20 protein-coding genes are annotated in these 18,055 nt (G+C 32.2%); 1 reads left to right on the top strand and 19 read right to left on the bottom strand.

The genetic code is table 11. The features are described from left to right. Positions 1–22 precede the first annotated feature (22 nt). Together fliD and AM499_RS11235 are read right to left on the bottom strand one after the other, a co-directional pair. Positions 23–2,131 (bottom strand): flagellar filament capping protein FliD, encoded by a 2,109-nt coding sequence (gene fliD / locus AM499_RS11230; protein ID WP_053590297.1) that lies wholly within the window; start codon positions 2,129–2,131, stop codon positions 23–25. Between the two features lie 19 nt (positions 2,132–2,150). Continuing rightward, positions 2,151–2,531 carry a flagellar protein FlaG gene (locus AM499_RS11235; RefSeq protein ID WP_082355250.1) on the bottom strand — a complete coding sequence of 127 codons (381 nt, stop codon included), beginning with the start codon at positions 2,529–2,531 and terminating at the stop codon, positions 2,151–2,153. A gap of 142 nt (positions 2,532–2,673) precedes the next feature. Between AM499_RS11235 and AM499_RS11240 the strand changes: the two genes are divergently transcribed. Further along, complete coding sequence (locus AM499_RS11240) at positions 2,674–3,483, top strand: flagellin N-terminal helical domain-containing protein (RefSeq protein WP_053590298.1); 810 nt, start codon at positions 2,674–2,676, stop codon at positions 3,481–3,483. Positions 3,484–3,741: 258 nt separating this feature from the next. Here AM499_RS11240 and AM499_RS11245 read toward each other — a convergent pair whose 3' ends face one another. The 17 genes from AM499_RS11245 to flgL all read right to left on the bottom strand — a co-directional run bounded on the left by AM499_RS11245 (position 3,742) and on the right by flgL (position 17,987). Continuing rightward, positions 3,742–4,830 carry a DUF2920 family protein gene (locus AM499_RS11245; protein WP_053590299.1) on the bottom strand — a complete coding sequence of 363 codons (1,089 nt, stop codon included), beginning with the start codon at positions 4,828–4,830 and terminating at the stop codon, positions 3,742–3,744. 100 nt (positions 4,831–4,930) lie between these two features. Beyond that, on the bottom strand, positions 4,931–5,983 hold the full coding sequence (pseI, locus tag AM499_RS11250; protein WP_053590300.1) for a pseudaminic acid synthase: 1,053 nt from the start codon (positions 5,981–5,983) through the stop codon (positions 4,931–4,933). A 265-nt stretch (positions 5,984–6,248) separates the two neighbouring features. After that, positions 6,249–6,935, bottom strand: coding sequence for a WbqC family protein (locus AM499_RS11255; protein ID WP_053590301.1), 687 nt, complete (start codon positions 6,933–6,935; stop codon positions 6,249–6,251). Next, entirely contained in the window at positions 6,932–7,471 is a 540-nt protein-coding gene (locus AM499_RS11260) for a GNAT family N-acetyltransferase (protein ID WP_053590302.1), read from the bottom strand. Before AM499_RS11260 ends, AM499_RS11255 begins: the two co-directional genes overlap by 4 nt. Before the next feature lie 6 nt (positions 7,472–7,477). Continuing rightward, positions 7,478–8,551, bottom strand: a complete 1,074-nt coding sequence (gene pseG, locus AM499_RS11265) for a UDP-2,4-diacetamido-2,4,6-trideoxy-beta-L-altropyranose hydrolase (protein ID WP_053590303.1) — start codon at positions 8,549–8,551, stop codon at positions 7,478–7,480. Between the two features lie 10 nt (positions 8,552–8,561). Further along, complete coding sequence (locus AM499_RS11270) at positions 8,562–9,293, bottom strand: cytidylyltransferase domain-containing protein (protein ID WP_053590304.1); 732 nt, start codon at positions 9,291–9,293, stop codon at positions 8,562–8,564. Continuing rightward, positions 9,290–10,447, bottom strand: coding sequence for a UDP-4-amino-4,6-dideoxy-N-acetyl-beta-L-altrosamine transaminase (gene pseC, locus AM499_RS11275; RefSeq protein WP_053590305.1), 1,158 nt, complete (start codon positions 10,445–10,447; stop codon positions 9,290–9,292). Before pseC ends, AM499_RS11270 begins: the two co-directional genes overlap by 4 nt. 36 nt (positions 10,448–10,483) lie before the next feature. Next, the gene (pseB, locus tag AM499_RS11280) at positions 10,484–11,461 is read right to left on the bottom strand and encodes a UDP-N-acetylglucosamine 4,6-dehydratase (inverting) (RefSeq protein WP_053590306.1); all 978 of its coding nucleotides are present in this window, start codon (positions 11,459–11,461) and stop codon (positions 10,484–10,486) included. A gap of 13 nt (positions 11,462–11,474) precedes the next feature. Beyond that, positions 11,475–12,389: a 6-hydroxymethylpterin diphosphokinase MptE-like protein gene (locus AM499_RS11285; RefSeq protein ID WP_053590307.1), complete on the bottom strand. Its 915-nt coding sequence runs from the start codon at positions 12,387–12,389 to the stop codon at positions 11,475–11,477. After that, entirely contained in the window at positions 12,352–12,732 is a 381-nt protein-coding gene (locus tag AM499_RS11290; RefSeq protein ID WP_053590308.1) for a hypothetical protein, read from the bottom strand. The genes AM499_RS11285 and AM499_RS11290 overlap by 38 nt, the downstream gene beginning before the upstream one ends. A 2-nt stretch (positions 12,733–12,734) precedes the next feature. Continuing rightward, on the bottom strand, positions 12,735–13,079 hold the full coding sequence (locus AM499_RS11295) for a DUF8042 domain-containing protein (RefSeq protein WP_053590309.1): 345 nt from the start codon (positions 13,077–13,079) through the stop codon (positions 12,735–12,737). Further along, a complete protein-coding gene (locus AM499_RS11300) occupies positions 13,072–14,778 on the bottom strand; it encodes a motility associated factor glycosyltransferase family protein (RefSeq protein ID WP_082355251.1) in 1,707 nt (568 codons plus the stop codon). Before AM499_RS11300 ends, AM499_RS11295 begins: the two co-directional genes overlap by 8 nt. Before the next feature lie 94 nt (positions 14,779–14,872). Next, positions 14,873–15,685, bottom strand: a complete 813-nt coding sequence (locus AM499_RS11305; protein ID WP_053590311.1) for a flagellin N-terminal helical domain-containing protein — start codon at positions 15,683–15,685, stop codon at positions 14,873–14,875. A 137-nt stretch (positions 15,686–15,822) separates the two neighbouring features. Then, positions 15,823–16,047, bottom strand: a complete 225-nt coding sequence (gene csrA / locus AM499_RS11310; RefSeq protein ID WP_053590312.1) for a carbon storage regulator CsrA — start codon at positions 16,045–16,047, stop codon at positions 15,823–15,825. Further along, positions 16,047–16,481, bottom strand: coding sequence for a flagellar assembly protein FliW (fliW, locus tag AM499_RS11315; RefSeq protein WP_053590313.1), 435 nt, complete (start codon positions 16,479–16,481; stop codon positions 16,047–16,049). Before fliW ends, csrA begins: the two co-directional genes overlap by 1 nt. Before the next feature lie 12 nt (positions 16,482–16,493). Further along, positions 16,494–17,048, bottom strand: coding sequence for a DUF6470 family protein (locus AM499_RS11320; RefSeq protein ID WP_053590314.1), 555 nt, complete (start codon positions 17,046–17,048; stop codon positions 16,494–16,496). Positions 17,049–17,099: 51 nt separating this feature from the next. Then, positions 17,100–17,987, bottom strand: coding sequence for a flagellar hook-associated protein FlgL (flgL, locus tag AM499_RS11325; protein ID WP_053590315.1), 888 nt, complete (start codon positions 17,985–17,987; stop codon positions 17,100–17,102). Positions 17,988–18,055: the final 68 nt, after the last annotated feature.

Genomic DNA, 18,055 nt, shown 5'->3' on the forward strand with positions numbered 1-18,055 from the left:
AAACCTTATATCTTATTATATATTATTGAGCTCCAAATTGAGATAAATAACCTGATTGTGAGTTTGCTTTATTTATTGCTGTTTCCATTGCAGTAAATTGTTTCCAGTAACGTGCTTCCATATCTTCTAAACGACGTTGGAAGTTTGTTATGCGAGTATTTGTATCGATCAAACTTTTACCAATACTATATTGTTGGTCTGTAGAAGTCGCTTTACCTGCTTTCAACTCTATTTTACCTGTAAAAACTTTCATCGACTCTCGAAGACGTTGGACTATACCGCGAGTATCTTCTGTTTCTGTTTTTGTACCAGATGAAGTTAATGTTTTCACAACTTGTTCTGGATTATCCGTCAATGCTTTTTTTAATTTATCCTCATTAATAACTAGTTTACCACCGTCTGAATAAGCACCGGAAGTGGTAATACCCATTTCCGCGAGCGTATCAATCACATTGTCTTCAGTTCCTACTTTTCCATATATAGCGTTACGAAAATCTGACAATCCGCTACTTACAATAGAATCATTTCTCAATAAACCACTTTTAGCTTTTTCGTCCCATAACTTCTGTTCACTTTCTGTCATATCTTTACGTTGTTCATCTGTTAAAGGAGGAAAGTCACGGTATTTCTTTTCTTTTAAAGTAGTATTCATACCGGAAATAAGCTCATTATATTTTTCTACAAATTCTTTCACTTTGCTAACCATAGAGTCAATATCAGTAGTAGATTTTAACTGTACTGGTGCAGCTGACGTTTCTGTTATTGTATCTTGGTCTATTTGTTCTAAATCCGCTAATTCTTTAGTTAACTGTTCACTACGCTTGTTGGCAGCGTCTAGTTCGGAAGTCGTTCTATCAACTTCTTTTTTCCCTATTTCTAATTTTATCTCATTTTTAGCTACTGTACTAATAGTAGAAAATTCTGGACCAACTTCTATTAATGTTCCTCTATCAGCAGTAGATAAGCCTTTTAACAATTTTTTAGTATTGTCACTTACTTCTAATGCATCAATATCTTCATCTTTTATTTCTGTGCCATTTACTTTTGCCTGATTAAAAAGATTAGCAACCTTATCTAAATCAGACTCGCCAATATTTGCTAATACATTTTTCAAGTTGTTATTTGTTTTGATAGAGTTGTCATATGTGTTCTTTATATCGTTGTCTACTATACTACCGTAAGAAGTAGCATAATCCTCTTGTATAACTAAAAGATTATCTTCAGCTACTGTTTTTGCGTTTTCAGCGTTTTCTATATCTTGAGGAGCTGATTCAAGTGCTTTTCTTACTGCATCAAGCTGTTGTTTAAATGTATTTTTTTCATTAAAGGTAGATTGTAATGTAACCGTGTAACCTCCTATCGTGAAGGTATTTGAAGAACGCTCTGTAGAAATACCGTTCACTTGGAAAACTGCATTTTTGCCCCCAGTGGCCAAACCATCTATAGCTATATTTTCTGTCGTTCCCATACCTAGTGCTTGAAATACGTTCTGACCTTCAGTATTAGTTACTTGTACCTCTGCTTCACCTTTCAAATCACCAGTATTTTTGGCAGTAATGGATAACTTGCCATTCTCAAATAAAGCGGATACACCAGCATTGCTGTCATTGATTTTTTTAACTACTTGGTCAATCGTGTCATTAGCACTAATCTCAATTTTTGTAGCATTGGCTGCTAGAGTTCCATTAGCTTGAATTGCCTTTAGTTCAATGGTAGTATCCCCTGTTATTCCAGATAATTCACTCATTTTTGTACTACCAGAAACCGTTCCTCCTGAGGAGGTGGTAATAGAGCTGCCTACACTTCTCGCTGCTGTAGCTAGCTGGGAAACCCCTTCAATTGATAAGTTACTAGAGGCTGCTCCTGTTGCAGTGGCACTTACTAGACTCGCATTGGAACTTTCAGCTTTCTTTTTATTAAAGTTACTTGATAACATAAAATTATCAAATAAATAATTATTAAAAGTATTTAACTTGGCATTGATAGAACGATATGAATCACGCTGCCATTCAAATGTCGTTTTCTTTTGTAATAATTTATCAAGCGGAACACGTTGCGTTTTCATTAAATCTCCAACAATTTTATCAATATCCATTCCTGATGCTAATCCACCGATTCTCATACCTGCCATTTATTATAACCCCCTGAGTTTATATCTTTTCGTCAATAATCATTCCTAAAAACTTTTGCATTGTGTAATATGCATCTAGCAGTTTTCGAGGTGGGACTTCTCTAATAACTTCATCTGTTTTCGCATCCACAACCTCTACATAATAACGGTCTAATCCATCGTGCATAATAAATTTTGAGTTGCGATTTTGTACAGTCATAAATTCATTTAATGCATCTACTGCTTTTTGTACTTTTTCTTTTGGAATTACTTCTTTTTCATTTGCTTTTTGTTCCGCTTGCATAATTAGTCTTAGAGAACTTTCCGTTACACTTGATTTTGTTATATCCCCTACTGCTTCTGTTTTTAGCTGAGATGCAACTGCAACATCTTTTGTCTGTGCCTGTACTGATAGACGCATACTAGGCCCTCCTCCTATGCTCACTACTTACTTATATACATTATCGGCATTTTTTTATTAATTTTCAGTTGTTAGCAAAATTTCCATTTAAACTGACGATAATAATAGTGTAGTTAAAATAATTCACATGGAGGTGAATGAATTGAAAATACAAAATCAGGCATGGACCACCTTCTCTACCAACCGCTATCAGAAAAATGATAATGCTATAACCAAAACACTGGAGAAACTATCAGGTGGTAACAAGTTAACTCGCGCTGCAGATAATGCTTCAGGTTTGTCCATCTCAGAAACAATGCGTGGACAAATTCATGGACTTGCAAGGGCGCAGCTTAATATGCAGGATGGACTATCTGTATTAGAAACAACTGATGTAGGACTTCAACATGTAAGTAGTGTTCTTCAACGTATTCGTGAACTAGCTGTACAAACCTCAACAGACACTGTAATCGATGGAGATCGTGAAGCAGCTCAATATGAATTAGACCAGCTACTTCAGTCTGTAGATGATACCGCTGATAAAATGGAATTTAATACCCAAAGTATTCTTGGTGACGTGAGACCACTCTACATACACGTGGGTGCAAACTCAGGTCAAACCCTTCGTATCGATACAGTAAACGTGAGCACAGCTTCTTTAGGTATCGCAATCGCAAAGCTATCCTCCCGTGGAGAAGCAGAAGAACTAATAACAAAAGTTGACAATGCTCAATCAATTATTTCCAAACACTTAGCAAACACTGGATCTGATTACGATGCACTGACTCATCATAAAGAGAATGTTTCTAATATTGAAGTAAACTTGCAAAAAACTGAATCTCTAATTAGAGATCCAGACCTTGCTCTAGAAATGATAGAATTTGTTAAACAAGGTATACGTCAAAAGGGCGATGAGTTGCTGATTAAACATACAAATGAGAATGTTAGTGATGTACTTCGATTATTTGGTTAAAAACAATAACCCAACTGCCAAACTGCAGTTGGGTTTTCTTTCTATCTTTTAAATAGTGTAAGCACAATCACCTGATTATTGGTATTTTGAACACATTTTAAATTTGGAGCATTGGAATATTGATTCAAATCCTCAAAGTTACCCCCTCTTTTGGAATAATACGGATGAATTTAAGTATCATAATATATACTCTAATAAAGCTAACAAAAACTAAAGCCCCAAAGCGGTTAAAAAATACTTAATGACTTTATCAAGTTGCTATTTTTGCTTAATATTAAAAACTGGTAGTCCATATGAATAATCAACATCGATTTTAGTATTAGAAAGTATTATTTCATTATTTAAAAAATGATCATTACAATTTTGATGATAATCAAATTTACCAAGGCTATGCTCAAACATTTTCAAAAAATCTGCCTCTAGACCATGTGTATTTGACTTAAATATCTCTTGATCTACTCTATTTTCATCTATCAGTATAAATTCAGCATATGGAATACTATTAATTAGATTTTCTTTTTCTAAATGGTCTATAAGGTTGTCATTATTTCCTTGAAACGAAATAATTTTCGCGGAATTATTAAAGTTTTTGTATATTGTAAATAAATTGAACGCCATTTTATCTTCGATAAGTTCTTTAGCTAAGTAATCAAATTCAATTTGTAAGGTCATTTGCCCATACCCTTGTAGTAAATAACGATTGCTATGTAAGTAAACTGGTTCAATCCAAGCAGAATTATCTATAATATAAGAAAACATATGGGGAGCCAACCGATTACTCAAATGAATTAAGTATGCCCCATGGGAATGACCATATCCAATTATTCGCTTTTCATCAAACTTCAAATTATTTTCCTTTAATATAATTTTAACTGCCTCCAAAGCAGTAATAATATCGATTGCTTGCATAAATCCCATATCATTGAAATAATCACTTGCCTCGTCCAAATTTGCAACAACATGCAGTGTTATTTGTTTAGTAGATAATACTTCAAGCAATTTAGATGAATTATTATTGACAATTTTTTTTTCTTTAGGAGAAAATAAGGTCAATAATTCATTAACATCTCCCTTAATATTAAAAGAAGAACCGCTTTGCATAAAATCATCGCCAAAATAATTACATTGCATTACTACTAAATTATACTCATCTGAAAAAGATTCCCTCATTTTTTTATACACACTTGAATCAATGTTTCCACCAAAGCCCGGTACTAATATCGCTAGACCAGTTTCCTCATTCAATTCATCGGTAGGAAGTGAAAAATCAATTCGCAATTCTCTATCTGTGAGTCCATTATATATATTATGATGTGCAGGAATGTTAATACTTAGGTTTTCTGACATTTCAACCCTCCATTTTAAACAGGTTCTCTTTTAAAAAATGGTAAAATACGATATTTTTTTCACTTTGTCTTATAAACTTATGACTTTTCTTCCTAACTTTTTACAAAAAGTCATCCAATGTAATTGGAGTTCCCATTTTGTAATCTTTTCCTGCTACTTTATTTAATATTCTTTCGTAATACTTTGGTTCCAAGCCAAAACCTGGTCTAACGATTTTAATATTTTCTTTTGAGAATTTTTCTCCGGCTTTAATATCCCTAGATATATAAATTGAACGTCTAAATTTTAAGGATGCTTTTTCTTTTTCAGTTGGTCCATAAGTTACTTTACCTAGAGCCTGCCAAGCACGTTCTGTTTCTTCTACTAGTGCTTTCATTTCTGTTGGTTCCAAAGAAAATGCTGCATCTACTCCACCATCTTTTCTAGAAAGAGTGAAATGTTTTTCAATTACTGTAGCCCCAAGTGCTACTGCAGCCACTGATACTCCAGTTCCCATTGTGTGATCTGATAGGCCAACTTGCACATCAAAAAGTTCTACCATATGAGGAATAGTAGATATATTGGTATTTTTTGGAGTAGCAGGGTAAGTACTTGTACATTTTAATAAAATTAAATCTTTGCAGCCCGCTTCTCTCGCTGTTCTCACTAATTCGTCTAACTCTGAAACTGTTGCCATTCCTGTTGAAACTATCATCGGTTTACCGGTAGAAGCAACCTTTTTAATGAGTGGCAAATCTGTATTTTCAAATGAAGCAATTTTATAAAGGGGTACATCTAATTCTTCTAAAAATTCGACGGCCGTATCATCAAAAGGGGTACTGAACGCAATCATACCAAGTTCGCGTGCACGATCAAAAATTGGTTTATGCCATTCCCATGGAGTGTATGCTTCATTGTATAAATCGTATAAATTACGACCAATCCATAGGTTTCCTTCATCCACAATATCAAAACCTTCACCCTTTACGTTCAAGGTAATTGTATCAGCAGTATAAGTTTGGAGTTTCAATGCATCAGCACCTGCTTTTGCTGCTTCTTCTACAATTTTCAAGGCTCTTTCTAATGACTGATTATGATTACCAGACATTTCTGCGATAATGAAAGGAGGTGCTTCTGTTCCTATTTTCTTTCCTTGAATATTAATTATTGACATACTTACTCACCTTCACTTTTTTTGGTATATAGAATAATATCTCTTCCAATATTACTTTCTGCAAGTGCAGTATAAAATTTATCCTTTAAGCTTGTAGAATGATTATCATATTAATTTTCTTCAAATCATTTTCTTTTACCATGACATAATCTTCCCAATTCCTGATTGCTTAACCATGGATCACAAATGACTTTTTTATTTTTATATTCAATTAATACACATGCATCAGTTAAATATTGAACTTTCATTTTTAGATCATCCCTTATTATTGATTAATATATTGAATAGTACCTTGCTTTCCTAAATTAGCTATCACATCAATAATGGACAAATGCGAAGCAAATCCTTCCATACCTAATTGGTTATAATAGTTTGGAATAAATTCAAATACCTCAACGATAATATTTGAGCGTTGAAAAATTCCTTCCTCTTCTATATATTCTATAGATCCTGGTGCACTTATATATGAATATGACCCCAAATATTGGCAAATTCTATATAGATACTCAGATTTATCACCTTCAACAGGGATATCACTGCTTTTTAATAAAGGCGTAGTAATATTTAAATAATCCATTGTATTTTTAATAAAATGAATATTAATATCCTGCAAATATTCAGAGGTTTGTTCAAAAGTTAGATCTAATATACTTTTTACATCTTCATAATAAGTATGTCTACTATATGCCTGTTTAATAATTTCTTGATGACTTTGTATCCATTCTCTATTTATGCAACGAACTTCGTTTATTTTTTGAAATCTTTTCCCTGATTTTTTGACAGGGACTGTTAAAAAACGTTCCTTTGCATTTGAAATAATTCTATTTCGCTGTTGCCAAGAGCGTTTTGCAAATTGGACATCATCTAAAAATATAAAAGTATCTGAGCTATTAATCATTGAAAAATATCCTGCCCATGGCAAATATGTTGGTTGCATAATAGCACATTTCATTTATTTTTCACTTCTTTCTCATTTACAATCCAGTCTCTTTTTAGGATTGAAAATACCATTTGATTTCTAAAACTATCTTTATCTCTATAGGATTCCCTTTCTATTCCTTCCAGTACAAAGCCTGTTTTCTCATATAATTTAATCGCTTTCTGATTATGTGGAAAAACTTTCAACCAAACTCTATTATACTGCATATGCAAAAATACATAATCCAATATTATATATAAAGTTGAAGTTGCAATCCCTCTTCCCATTGCACTTACTTCTCCTAAATATATTTGAAAAAAAGCTGACTGGTTCGAATCATTTAATTGTAATAATATATTTCCAACATACAAACTATTCTGTTTATCATAAATCGCTTTAATAAAAGTATTTTCTAAATTTGAAAACCATTGTTTATGTTGATCTAATGTAATATTATTTTTAATGCCAAAATTTTGTCTAATCTCTAATTGATTCAACCACTCTACAGTTTTACTAAAATGATCTTCTTCATATTCTTTTAAAATTACTTTCTCATCTTCTAAATACATGTTTTTTTACCCCTCATTCAATAAACTATATATTTTCTGAGTAACTTTATGCCCCCCCTTGCCATCTACCGCTTCTTGTCCCTTATTAAAAATTTCATTTAAAATATAAAAATGGTCTATATAGTATCGAACTTGATTTATGAAACTTTTGCTAGTTATCATTTCAGCTTGACCAAGGAAAATACAAATTCCTTTTCTCTCTAAATGTTGTAATAAGGATTTTTGATTATTAGCCGTCGATAAATATAAAGATGGTAAGCCTATACATGCCCTCTCCCAAGTTGTAGTTCCTGGAGCACCAATGGCTATATGTGCCTTTCTCATATTCCCAGCCATATTATTCACATTCACAAAAAAATGAAATTTATTAGCATACCTTTCTTTTAATTCAATTAGTGTGGCGACATGCTCATACTTTTCTCCAACTACTGCTAAAATTTCTATATTATTTAGGTTTGCTAATAATATCTCACTAAACTTATACGTAAAGTTATTTTTATCCATTCCACCAAAAAAAATATGAATTTTTATATTTTTTTCATTAAAGTTAAATCGTACTTTTTTTTCTTTTAAAAAAGACTTTCTTAAAAGTGCATACTGACTTCCTAGTAACATAATAGTATTTTTATTAAGTAGTAAATTCATATATTTCTGATGATTAATTCCATAAGTTGTATCAAGTAGTAAATCGCAATCGTGTTTACGATTTGCCAAATCATCAATCACCATAATTTTCCTTACGTATGGTCGTATAATTTGCTCCCATTTTTCATCAATTGAATAATGATCTACAATTATTAAATCTACTTTTCTATTAGCTATATATTGAAGAGTTTCTGTAACATCTTTCTCAATATATTCTTCCATCCATAAACATTCATCCATTTTACCAATTGAATTTAAAACATTCACTTTAAATCCTTCACTTTCAATATACCCAATCATATTTCCATTCAAATCTCTACATATGAAACTAACATCCATATTTTCTTCCCGTAGATGACTCGCTAGAGTTAGACATCTCATCACATGTCCAGAGCCAATTTGTATAGACGCATCCGTTCGGATAAATACTTGCATATTTTTCACCTTATAATTTCTTTTGTTCAATATGAATATTTAATTGAATCCATTGTGGGTTCTTATCAAGAAGGTAAATTACATCATTCATATAAAAAATTTGATTTTCTTTGTATAATTTTTTCAAGATAAGTTCAATTAATTGGAAATCCTCTATGGTGTCAACAGTCCACCTATGTTTACCAAGATCCGGATTATTTGAGATAAACCCTATATTAAAATTTTCTGGATTCGAATACATGTATGCTGTAACATGCTCTCTATCCTTTACTAATTTTGATTCTATAAAAGCCTTCTTCAAAGCTTTTTTTGAAAAAACTTCCGTGTCCAATCCTCTGGGATATGTTCTTTCAATTGTATTTGATACATAGTCATAATCTGTTTTGTTGTCGATATAATATTTAATTGTTTCATCGATAATAGAAGGATCTATAATTGGACAATCTGAAGTTAATCTAACTATAATGTCTCCTCCAAATTGTTCCGAAGCTTCATAATAACGAGCAAGTACATCCTCTTCAGAACCTCTATAGAAATCAACGTTATACTGTTCACAAAACTTAACTATAAGATCATCATTTTTATTAGTTGTAGTGGCTATAACAATCTTATCAATAAAATTAGATTTTCTCACTCTTTCTAATTGATACGCTAATAAAGGTTTACCATTCACTTCTTTTAGTATTTTACCTGGTAATCTAGTTGAGCCCATTCGAGCTTGAATAATTGCTAAAATTCTCATATTTTTACTTTTCCAATCACTAATTTAACGGCTTCAATGACATCCTCAATGTCTTGATCCTGCATTAAGGGAAACAAAGGTAATGAAATAATTTCTTCATATAATTTCTCAGCTTCTGGAAGAGAACCTTTTTCATAACCCAGCTGTTGATAGAAAGGAAGAGTATGTACAGGGATGTAATGAACATTTACACCTATATTTAGTTTTTGTAGTTCTTCAAATACTTCCTTCCGAGAAGCATTCAATTGTTCCAAGTTTAATTTAAGCACATACAAATGCCAACTTGAATCTGTATCTGGCAACTGATATGGAATTTGTATTTCTGACATTCCAGTAAATACCTCATTATAAGCTGCAATAATCTGTTTCCGTCTTCTAACAAAACTATCTAACTTGTTTAGTTGACTAGCTCCAAGTGCTGCTTGAATATCAGTCATCCGATAGTTATAGCCTAAAAACTGCATTTCATAATACCAAGGACCATGATCTTCGTGCAATAATTTGGGTTCTCTCGTAATCCCATGAGAACGAAATTGTATAAGTTTATCATAATATTCTCTATTATTGGTTGTAATAATGCCCCCTTCACCTGTTGTAATATGTTTCACAGGGTGAAAGCTAAACATTGTCATATCACTAATTGATCCAACTTTTTTTCCTTTATATAAACTCCCTAGAGCATGTGCAGCATCTTCAATAACAACTAAATTATATTTGTTAGCGAGCTTTTGAATCTCTTCTAATTGCACTGGTTGACCTGTAAAATGTACTGGTATTATAGCTTTTGTATTAGGAGTTATCTTCTTTTCGATATCAGTAGGATTTATATTATATGTTTTTGGATTAATGTCAGCAAAAACAACTTTTCCACCTTGATAGAGTACACAATTCGCACTAGCAGCAAATGTGATAGGAGTTGTGATAACTTCATCTCCACTACTTATTCCTGCTGCAAAACAGGCTCCATGTAAAGCGGCTGTTCCATTAGAAAAAGAAACTGCATATGATGATCCAACATACTCAGCGACTTTTTTTTCAAACATTTCTATAGCAGGTCCTGTTGTTAAATAGTCACTTTTTAGCACCTCTACCACAGCATTAATGTCTTCATCATTAATGAATTGCTTACCATAAGGCAAATAAGTATCTCTCATTTTAATATCTCCTTAAAGAAAAAATGCAGTCAATGACTACATCTCTTCCACCAATTCTTTTAATTGTTTAATAGATAACCAGTTATCATTAATATCACTTGCATATTTGAAGCCTTCTGGAAGGGGTTTACCTCCCTCTGCAAATTCTTTAGACCACCAAGAAAATTCTGGTTGAATAATAAAGTAATCATCAAATTCAACAGTATGACGAGCGTCATCTTCTGTAATCATAGCTTCGTGTAATTTTTCTCCTGCACGAATTCCTACTATTTTAGTTTCACATTCAGGTGCTATTGCAGTTGCTAAATCTGTAACTTTCATACTTGGAATTTTAGGAATGAAAATCTCTCCACCATGCATACGCTCTAAATTATCTAAAACAAACTGAACTCCTTGATCAAGAGTAATCCAAAATCGTGTCATACGCTCATCAGTGATTGGCAATGTACCTGTCACTTTAATCTTTTTAAAGAATGGTACAACACTGCCTCGACTACCAACGACATTTCCGTATCTAACAACAGAAAAACGAGTTTTCTTTTCACCTACATAAGAATTTCCTGCAACAAACAATTTATCCGATGCTAATTTAGTTGCACCATATAGATTCACAGGGCTACATGCTTTATCTGTACTAAGAGCTATTACTTTTTCTACCCCACGGTCTATTGCAGCTTCTATAATATTTTGAGCTCCATGAATATTTGTTTTTACCGCTTCGAATGGATTGTATTCACATGCTTCCACATGCTTCATGGCTGCAGCATGAATGACAATGTCTACCCCATCGAATGCACGGTAAAGTCTATCTTTATCCCTTACATCCCCTATAAAGAACCTAATTCTATTGTCTTTAAATTCTTGTGCCATTTCATATTGTTTCAACTCATCTCGGCTGAAAACAATGACTTTTTTTATATCAGTTTCTAATACTTTACGTATAATTTTTTTTCCGAAGGAACCAGTTCCACCCGTTACTAGTATCGTTTTTTGAGATAATGTTTTATTTTGCATTGACTTCACCTTTTTAGTTTTTCAACTTATTTTCTAAAATTTTATTAAACTGACAATCCGAAAGAGAATGAAGATGTTCAAGAAAAATATCCTTTTTAATCATAGGAACATTATCTATTTTAGCTCCATCTTCTGCTGTATTTAAAATTATCATTTTTGTTTTTCTTGCTTTTCTTTCTATCCAACGATGATAGGTACTCAAATTAGGAGTTGTATTAATAATCTCCCCCCTGTTTGAAATAACTTTTCTAAAGTTGAAACTTTCTGCTACTTCAATCCCAGATGTAGATTCTTTAGAATGTGTCCTATTTCCCTTAAACCCTAAATCTTGACCAAATAAAAAAAGTTTTTCAAAACCCAAATATTCAATAAGAGAGATTGCTGTAGTTGCAACAGATCCCCCTGTTTCCAAAAGTGGGCTTCCTTTTGTTAGCGCATATTTTTCTGCCAAAAAATAACCTTCTTGGAGTAACATTATCTTTTTACCTTCATGTATCTTTGTCATTTCATGATTAGCTGTGGATAAATAAAACAAAGGTCCTTTAAAATTACTATCTTCTATTTGTTTCACTACGTTTACTAAAGGATCCGTTATGATAATTGCATTTGGTATAATATTATTCGCTAATAATACTCTTAAAGAAGATCCAACACTTAAAAGAAAAAGTTTGTCTTTTGCTTTTTCAAGCCATTTCACCGTATTATTTAAAGATGGACCTCCAGCTATTAAACAAGCCCATTTTTTTTCAAATATACTTTCTAATTGATCGACGTATAAGTTATTATTTTGAATATTCTTGGAAAAATTATGTTCTAATAGAGCTGCATTTGTATTATAACTCATTTGTCTTATTTTAATGTCCTCTAACATTTGAAAATATGGATGATGTTCAGAAATTGCTTTTAACCAAACGTTGGGTAAAATCACTTGATATTCCTAGTACTTCTTGAATCTTATTCCCGTATCTAATTATCTTTACGTTTCTATTATTAATAATTTTTTTGTTTGGAGAATACCTTTTAAAAACATTTAATTCTTCTAAGTCTAACAATAACAATAATATATCTTTATTAGAGGCTAGATCTAGTAATCTTTTTAAATGATATCCCAATCCTAATCCAATTAATAGATACCCTTTTGCTTCAGTGTCCACTTCATTATTAATAAACTTTTCTGCATCTCTCGAAGGATTGTAATTGCTATAAATATATTTACCATTAAAGAGTAATGTGTTTTCACCATTTCTAGCGACTTCAATCTTATACCCCATGGTCAGTTTGTAAGTTCTATTGCTGAACATTCCTCAAAAAAAGGGTTTATTTCGTATTCAAACATATCAGCAACAAGAACATAATCTTGAATCTCTAATCCATTATTTATTTCATTTAAAAACTCATGAATTTTATTTGCATTTAAATCACTTTGTAGATTATTTTTTAGAAATAGGTCATTTGCAGTTGTTAACCATATAACTCCTTCACTAAAGTTACTAATTAAATGCATTGCATTCATAATTTGGTCCGCTCTAAGTGAGTCAGCAATTTCTTGGCACCCTGCAGGGATCTTACTTAAGTAATTGTTATAACTCTCGACTGTTTCAACTAATATTTCACTCATTGTTCTCATCCTTTACATGCTCATTAATTTTCTCAATAAGATTTACTGTGTACTCTTTTGATATTTTTGCAGCATCAAGTAATCTTGAATATAGCTCTTTGTTTTGATTATATATGCGATCGAATGTTTCTTTTGCCGTTTCTTTTTCTTTTACAGGATAATTTTTAAGTATATCAATTGATATAGGCTCGATAATAGTACTCATGGATACTTTAAAAAACAATTTTTCTATTTCACTATCTACCATTTTCAATTTGCCTAAAGTATTATTTGTAAAAGATATATTACTTTTATTATTAGCTAGTGCTCTTAAACCCATATTTAAATTATTTATAATTTTATTATAGTTAAGGACTTCCTCTTTTATTTTTTCTATAAAATCAGTATAATCAACAATTTCTTCAGCAATAGAAATATCTTTTTGAATTCTGCTTAACGCATATTTATTACAAAAACTATTGAATGGTTCGTGTTTATATCCTTCTAAATTTACCCCGCCTTCTGTACAATTATAGATAGCATTTTCATGCTTAACTATATTGACTAGTCTTTCAAAAGTATCTTTCATTGATAAAAAGGCATAGTCAGTAAGTACATCCTCATTATTGTATCCTTTTGTATAAAACATCCCCCGTTCTTCCTTATATTGCTCATCAATTTCTTTATAATTTCTATTATTCACTGCGTGTGTTTTATTAGACGTGTAAGCTAAGTCTTGCCCTATCAACGCTATTGGACCAGTTGAAATATAACTTGCAATTGAGAATGCATAGTTTGCAACAGAACCGCCACCACTAATAATTGGAATTTTCTTATCTAAAGTATACTCAATAATATTCTTAGAATTTACAAATTCATTAGAGAGGAAAAATAAACATCCTGAGTGAAAGACTCTTCTAATTTTATGATGATTTGTCATACTATATATTAGATGTGATTTGTTTAAATTTAATTGTTGAAAATGCTCATAGTTCTTCTCTCCTCCATCAATTGAAATGACATAATCGGGTTCAATCTCATGAGAAAGCAGTGTATTTATAGTTGAACCGGCAGCAATTAATATTATTTTATCAATATTTTCTTTTAATAACGGAATTTGTTTTGTTAAGGATGGTCCACCTGAAGCTATAACAACTGGACAGTTAAATTTTTTTTCTAAGATATTTATTGAGTAATCCATTTTTGCAGATAGCAAATTATTAACATAATTACTTTGCCACGTTTCAGCAAAATATCTCATTGTATTTTCATTTACAATATTAAGATTTAATTGATTCGTAACTATCTTTAACAATTCTTTGTATTCGTGTGGGAACAGCCTATCATAATTTGGTGAACATATTATAGTAACATTTCTATTATAATTATTCAGTTTTGCCCCTAAATAGGTACCAAAGTTTTCATTAGTAAGCTGTTTTATTAAAACCCCATTATTTCTTATTTCAAAATCAGTTAATTTATCTACGAGAGGATCTACTACTAAAAGTTTACTTTTCTCATTAATTTTCTCCATAAGTTTTTCTGAAATATAACCTAATCCATTACCAAATAGTATATGTATATGATCTTTTTTAAATTGCAGTTCTGCAATATGTATCGCTTCCTTTTCAGGATTATATTTACTATGCAAAAAAAAACCATTTACTTTTAATGTATATCCACCAGTTTTTGTACTTACTTTTTCTATTTCAAATTTCACAAGTCCCACCTCATTGTTTATATCGGCAAGTATATTAAAATGTCAACAAAAAGAACCGAATTCCTTAGTGGAATTCGGTTCTTTTTTTAAAAAATTATTGTAATAATTGAAGTACACCTTGTGGTTGTTGGTTAGCTTGAGCAAGCATAGATTGAGCAGCTTGAGTCAAGATATTATTTTTAGTGAAGTTCATCATTTCTTTAGCCATATCTACGTCACGAATACGAGACTCAGCAGCACTTAAGTTTTCAGATGATGTTCCAAGGTTGTTGATTGTGTGTTCTAAGCGGTTTTGGTTTGCTCCAAGTTTTGCACGTTCAGAAGAAACTTTGTCAATAGCTGTTTGAATTGTTGTGATTGCTCCATCTGCAGATGTTTGAGAAGAGATTGAAAGACCACTTACTCCTAAAGCAGAAGCTTTCATACTGCCAATAGCCAAAGTAATTTCTTGTGTTTCATTAGCTCCAATATGGAATTTTAGACCAGTTGCAGATCCATTAATTAATTTCTTTGTATTGAATTCTGTATCATTTGCAATACGGTTAATTTCAGTAGTTAATTCAGCAACTTCTTTTTGAAGTTCTACTCGGTCACTAGTAGTGTTTGTATCATTTGAAGATTGTACTGCTAATTCACGCATACGTTGAAGGATTGAGTGAGTTTCATTAAGAGCACCTTCAGCAGTTTGAATTAAAGAAATTGAATCTTGTGCGTTTTTAGAAGCCATGTCTAAACCACGGATTTGTCCACGCATTTTTTCAGAAATTGCAAGACCAGCTGCATCGTCTCCAGCGCGGTTGATTTTAAAACCTGAAGATAATTTTTCTAAGTTTTTAGAAGATTGTGCTTGGTTAGAAGTTAAATTTCTGTGTGTGTTAAGTGCTGAAATATTGTGTTGAATTCTCATTGTGAGATTCCTCCTTGAATTTTGGTTTAATTAGTTCCACATCCTTGTGGAATTTGCTTGGCAGGTATAAGGTCGGCCGCCCCATTTCTGCCTTACACTAATAGTATCGTACTGATTTGGAAATGTTTAATAGTTATTTAAAGATTTTTTTTAGAAATTTGTTCGATTAATGATTTAGATACTTTTAAAGCTTCTTTGTTTTGTTGCTGGATGCTTTCGTATACTTCAGTGCGGTATACTTTGACATTTTTAGGTGCTACTATACCTAATTTTACTTGATCTCCATCTACGCTTAATATCTTAAGTTCAATTTGATCCCCTATCATTATTGATTCATCTTTTTTTCGTGAGAGTACGAGCATTAGAAGTTGCTCCCTTCGATAGGGAATCGTAATGGATATGCATTTGCATCTTGTAATACAAGCTGTTTAGCAACTTTTTCTTTGTGATTGATCAATAAAGGTGCCTGTAAGTTTAATGTCGAACTGTTGAAAGGTTCTTTTAAAGTTACTATTGAATATGTAATTAAATCTTCTAATGATTTTATTTGAAGTTCTTCTTTATCTTCTTCAGTTAGATCGAATGCATAGTCTTGCTTAAATACAAATGGCAGAGCTATTACGAAACCAATTTCTTGTTGTATTATAGATTGTAATATTGCAAATGGAGAATCTTTCTCTAATGGAAGGATGACAAATTCTTTGTTGTCTTCAAAACCAGGCAACCCGTTTTGAAATTGAATGATTTCTTTTTCTTCTATAGTAACTTCACCTAGAAATTTTGTTTCAATGTTCATAGTTAGCTCCTTTTAGACAATAAAGTCTATTTCTATCGATGGGTTTAGTAGCATAAATCCAGATACGTTACCTGGCGTATATTCATGAATTGGCTTATTTACTTGTGCGTTAATTTTTGCATGTTGTATTTGTACATTAATGTCTACCTTTGCTGGTGTGTAGTCTAGTTTTACGGAACCTATAGAAGGGATGAAATCTATCCCTAATTTTGCTTTAGTAGGAAATGTGTTTTTCTTTGCAATAGATGCGATAGCATTTGAATTATGGGCAATATCCATCATTTGCCTGCCTTCACTTGCACGTCTAGCAATTCCTTGCATCACTTTTTGACGACCTTCTGAAGCATATTTTTTTGTAGATTCTAAAGGACCAATTAACCCTACATCACGTCTTGCTTGCGAAGAATCAATTTTCATCAATCCTCGTGTTGTTTCAATATCAACAATTGCTGCTGGTTGTTCAATATGTTGAGTTGCTTTTGGCTGACGAATCATTTGCTTTGGATCGTCAATATTCAATCCTAACCTAGCATCGGTTGTTCTTATTTGTATTTGCGGAAAATTCATCTATCTCACCTCTAAAGAAAGCGTTTGAACAAGTTGTCCAAACGCTTTCTATTATCTTATAAAATCTACTAATGTCGCTTGTATAATCTTAGCACCAACTGAAAGAGCAGCTTGGTGAATAGATTCTTGCGTTATCATTTCTGTTATAACTTTTTCGTAGTCAATATCTTCGTTGTTCGAAAGTTGTTTGGTCACAATGACTTCTTGTGCCCCGAGTCTGTTTTCCATCATTTCTACTCGATTTTGACGAGCTCCGATATCTGCACGGGCCGCTAAAACGGCTTTTTCATTATCACTTTTCATTGTTAAATATTTGTCAAAATCCTTACCAGACTTATTTGGATCTTTTAAATCAGCCTCTAACCCGGTAATCATAGCATCAATATTTTGGAATATATCGAGTCCTTTTGTGTTGACAGTAATTTCTACGCCTTCATATACTTCAATATTAACATCTTTATTTACACCTGGTGCTATTCCCGGTGTTAAAAAGTTTGTACCGTCATGTAAAGGAGAATTAGTATTCGTTCCAGAGAAAATGTACTTATCTCCGACTTTTGTATTCCCCATATCACGCATTTGTTCTTTAATTTGTGTAATTTCTTTTTCAATTTTTGTACGGTCGTCTGGTGTTAAAGTATCAGTAGAAGCTTGTGTAACAAGCTCTTGCACACGATGAAGTGCTATTCCTACGTTATCAAGGGCGTCATCTGAACTGTCTAACCAGTTGTTTACTTCTCCAAGATTACGTTGGTATTGTTCTACTTTGTTCAAATCAGTACGATATCCAATTCCTTTAATAGCTACTACTGGATCTTGTGAAGGACGTGTTATTTTCTTACCTGAGTTAATCTGTTCTTGTAGTGTCGCCATTTTGTTATAACTACCAGATAGGTTGCGTAGCATATTATTTGAAAGCATTGATTGTGTTACGCGCATGTGATTGACCTCCTATTGTCAAGACTTAGGCGCCTAGCTCCTCAAGCTCAAATGGACAAAATCTGTGG

The organism is Bacillus sp. FJAT-22090 (assembly GCF_001278755.1).
Lineage (GTDB): Bacteria > Bacillota > Bacilli > Bacillales_A > Planococcaceae > Psychrobacillus.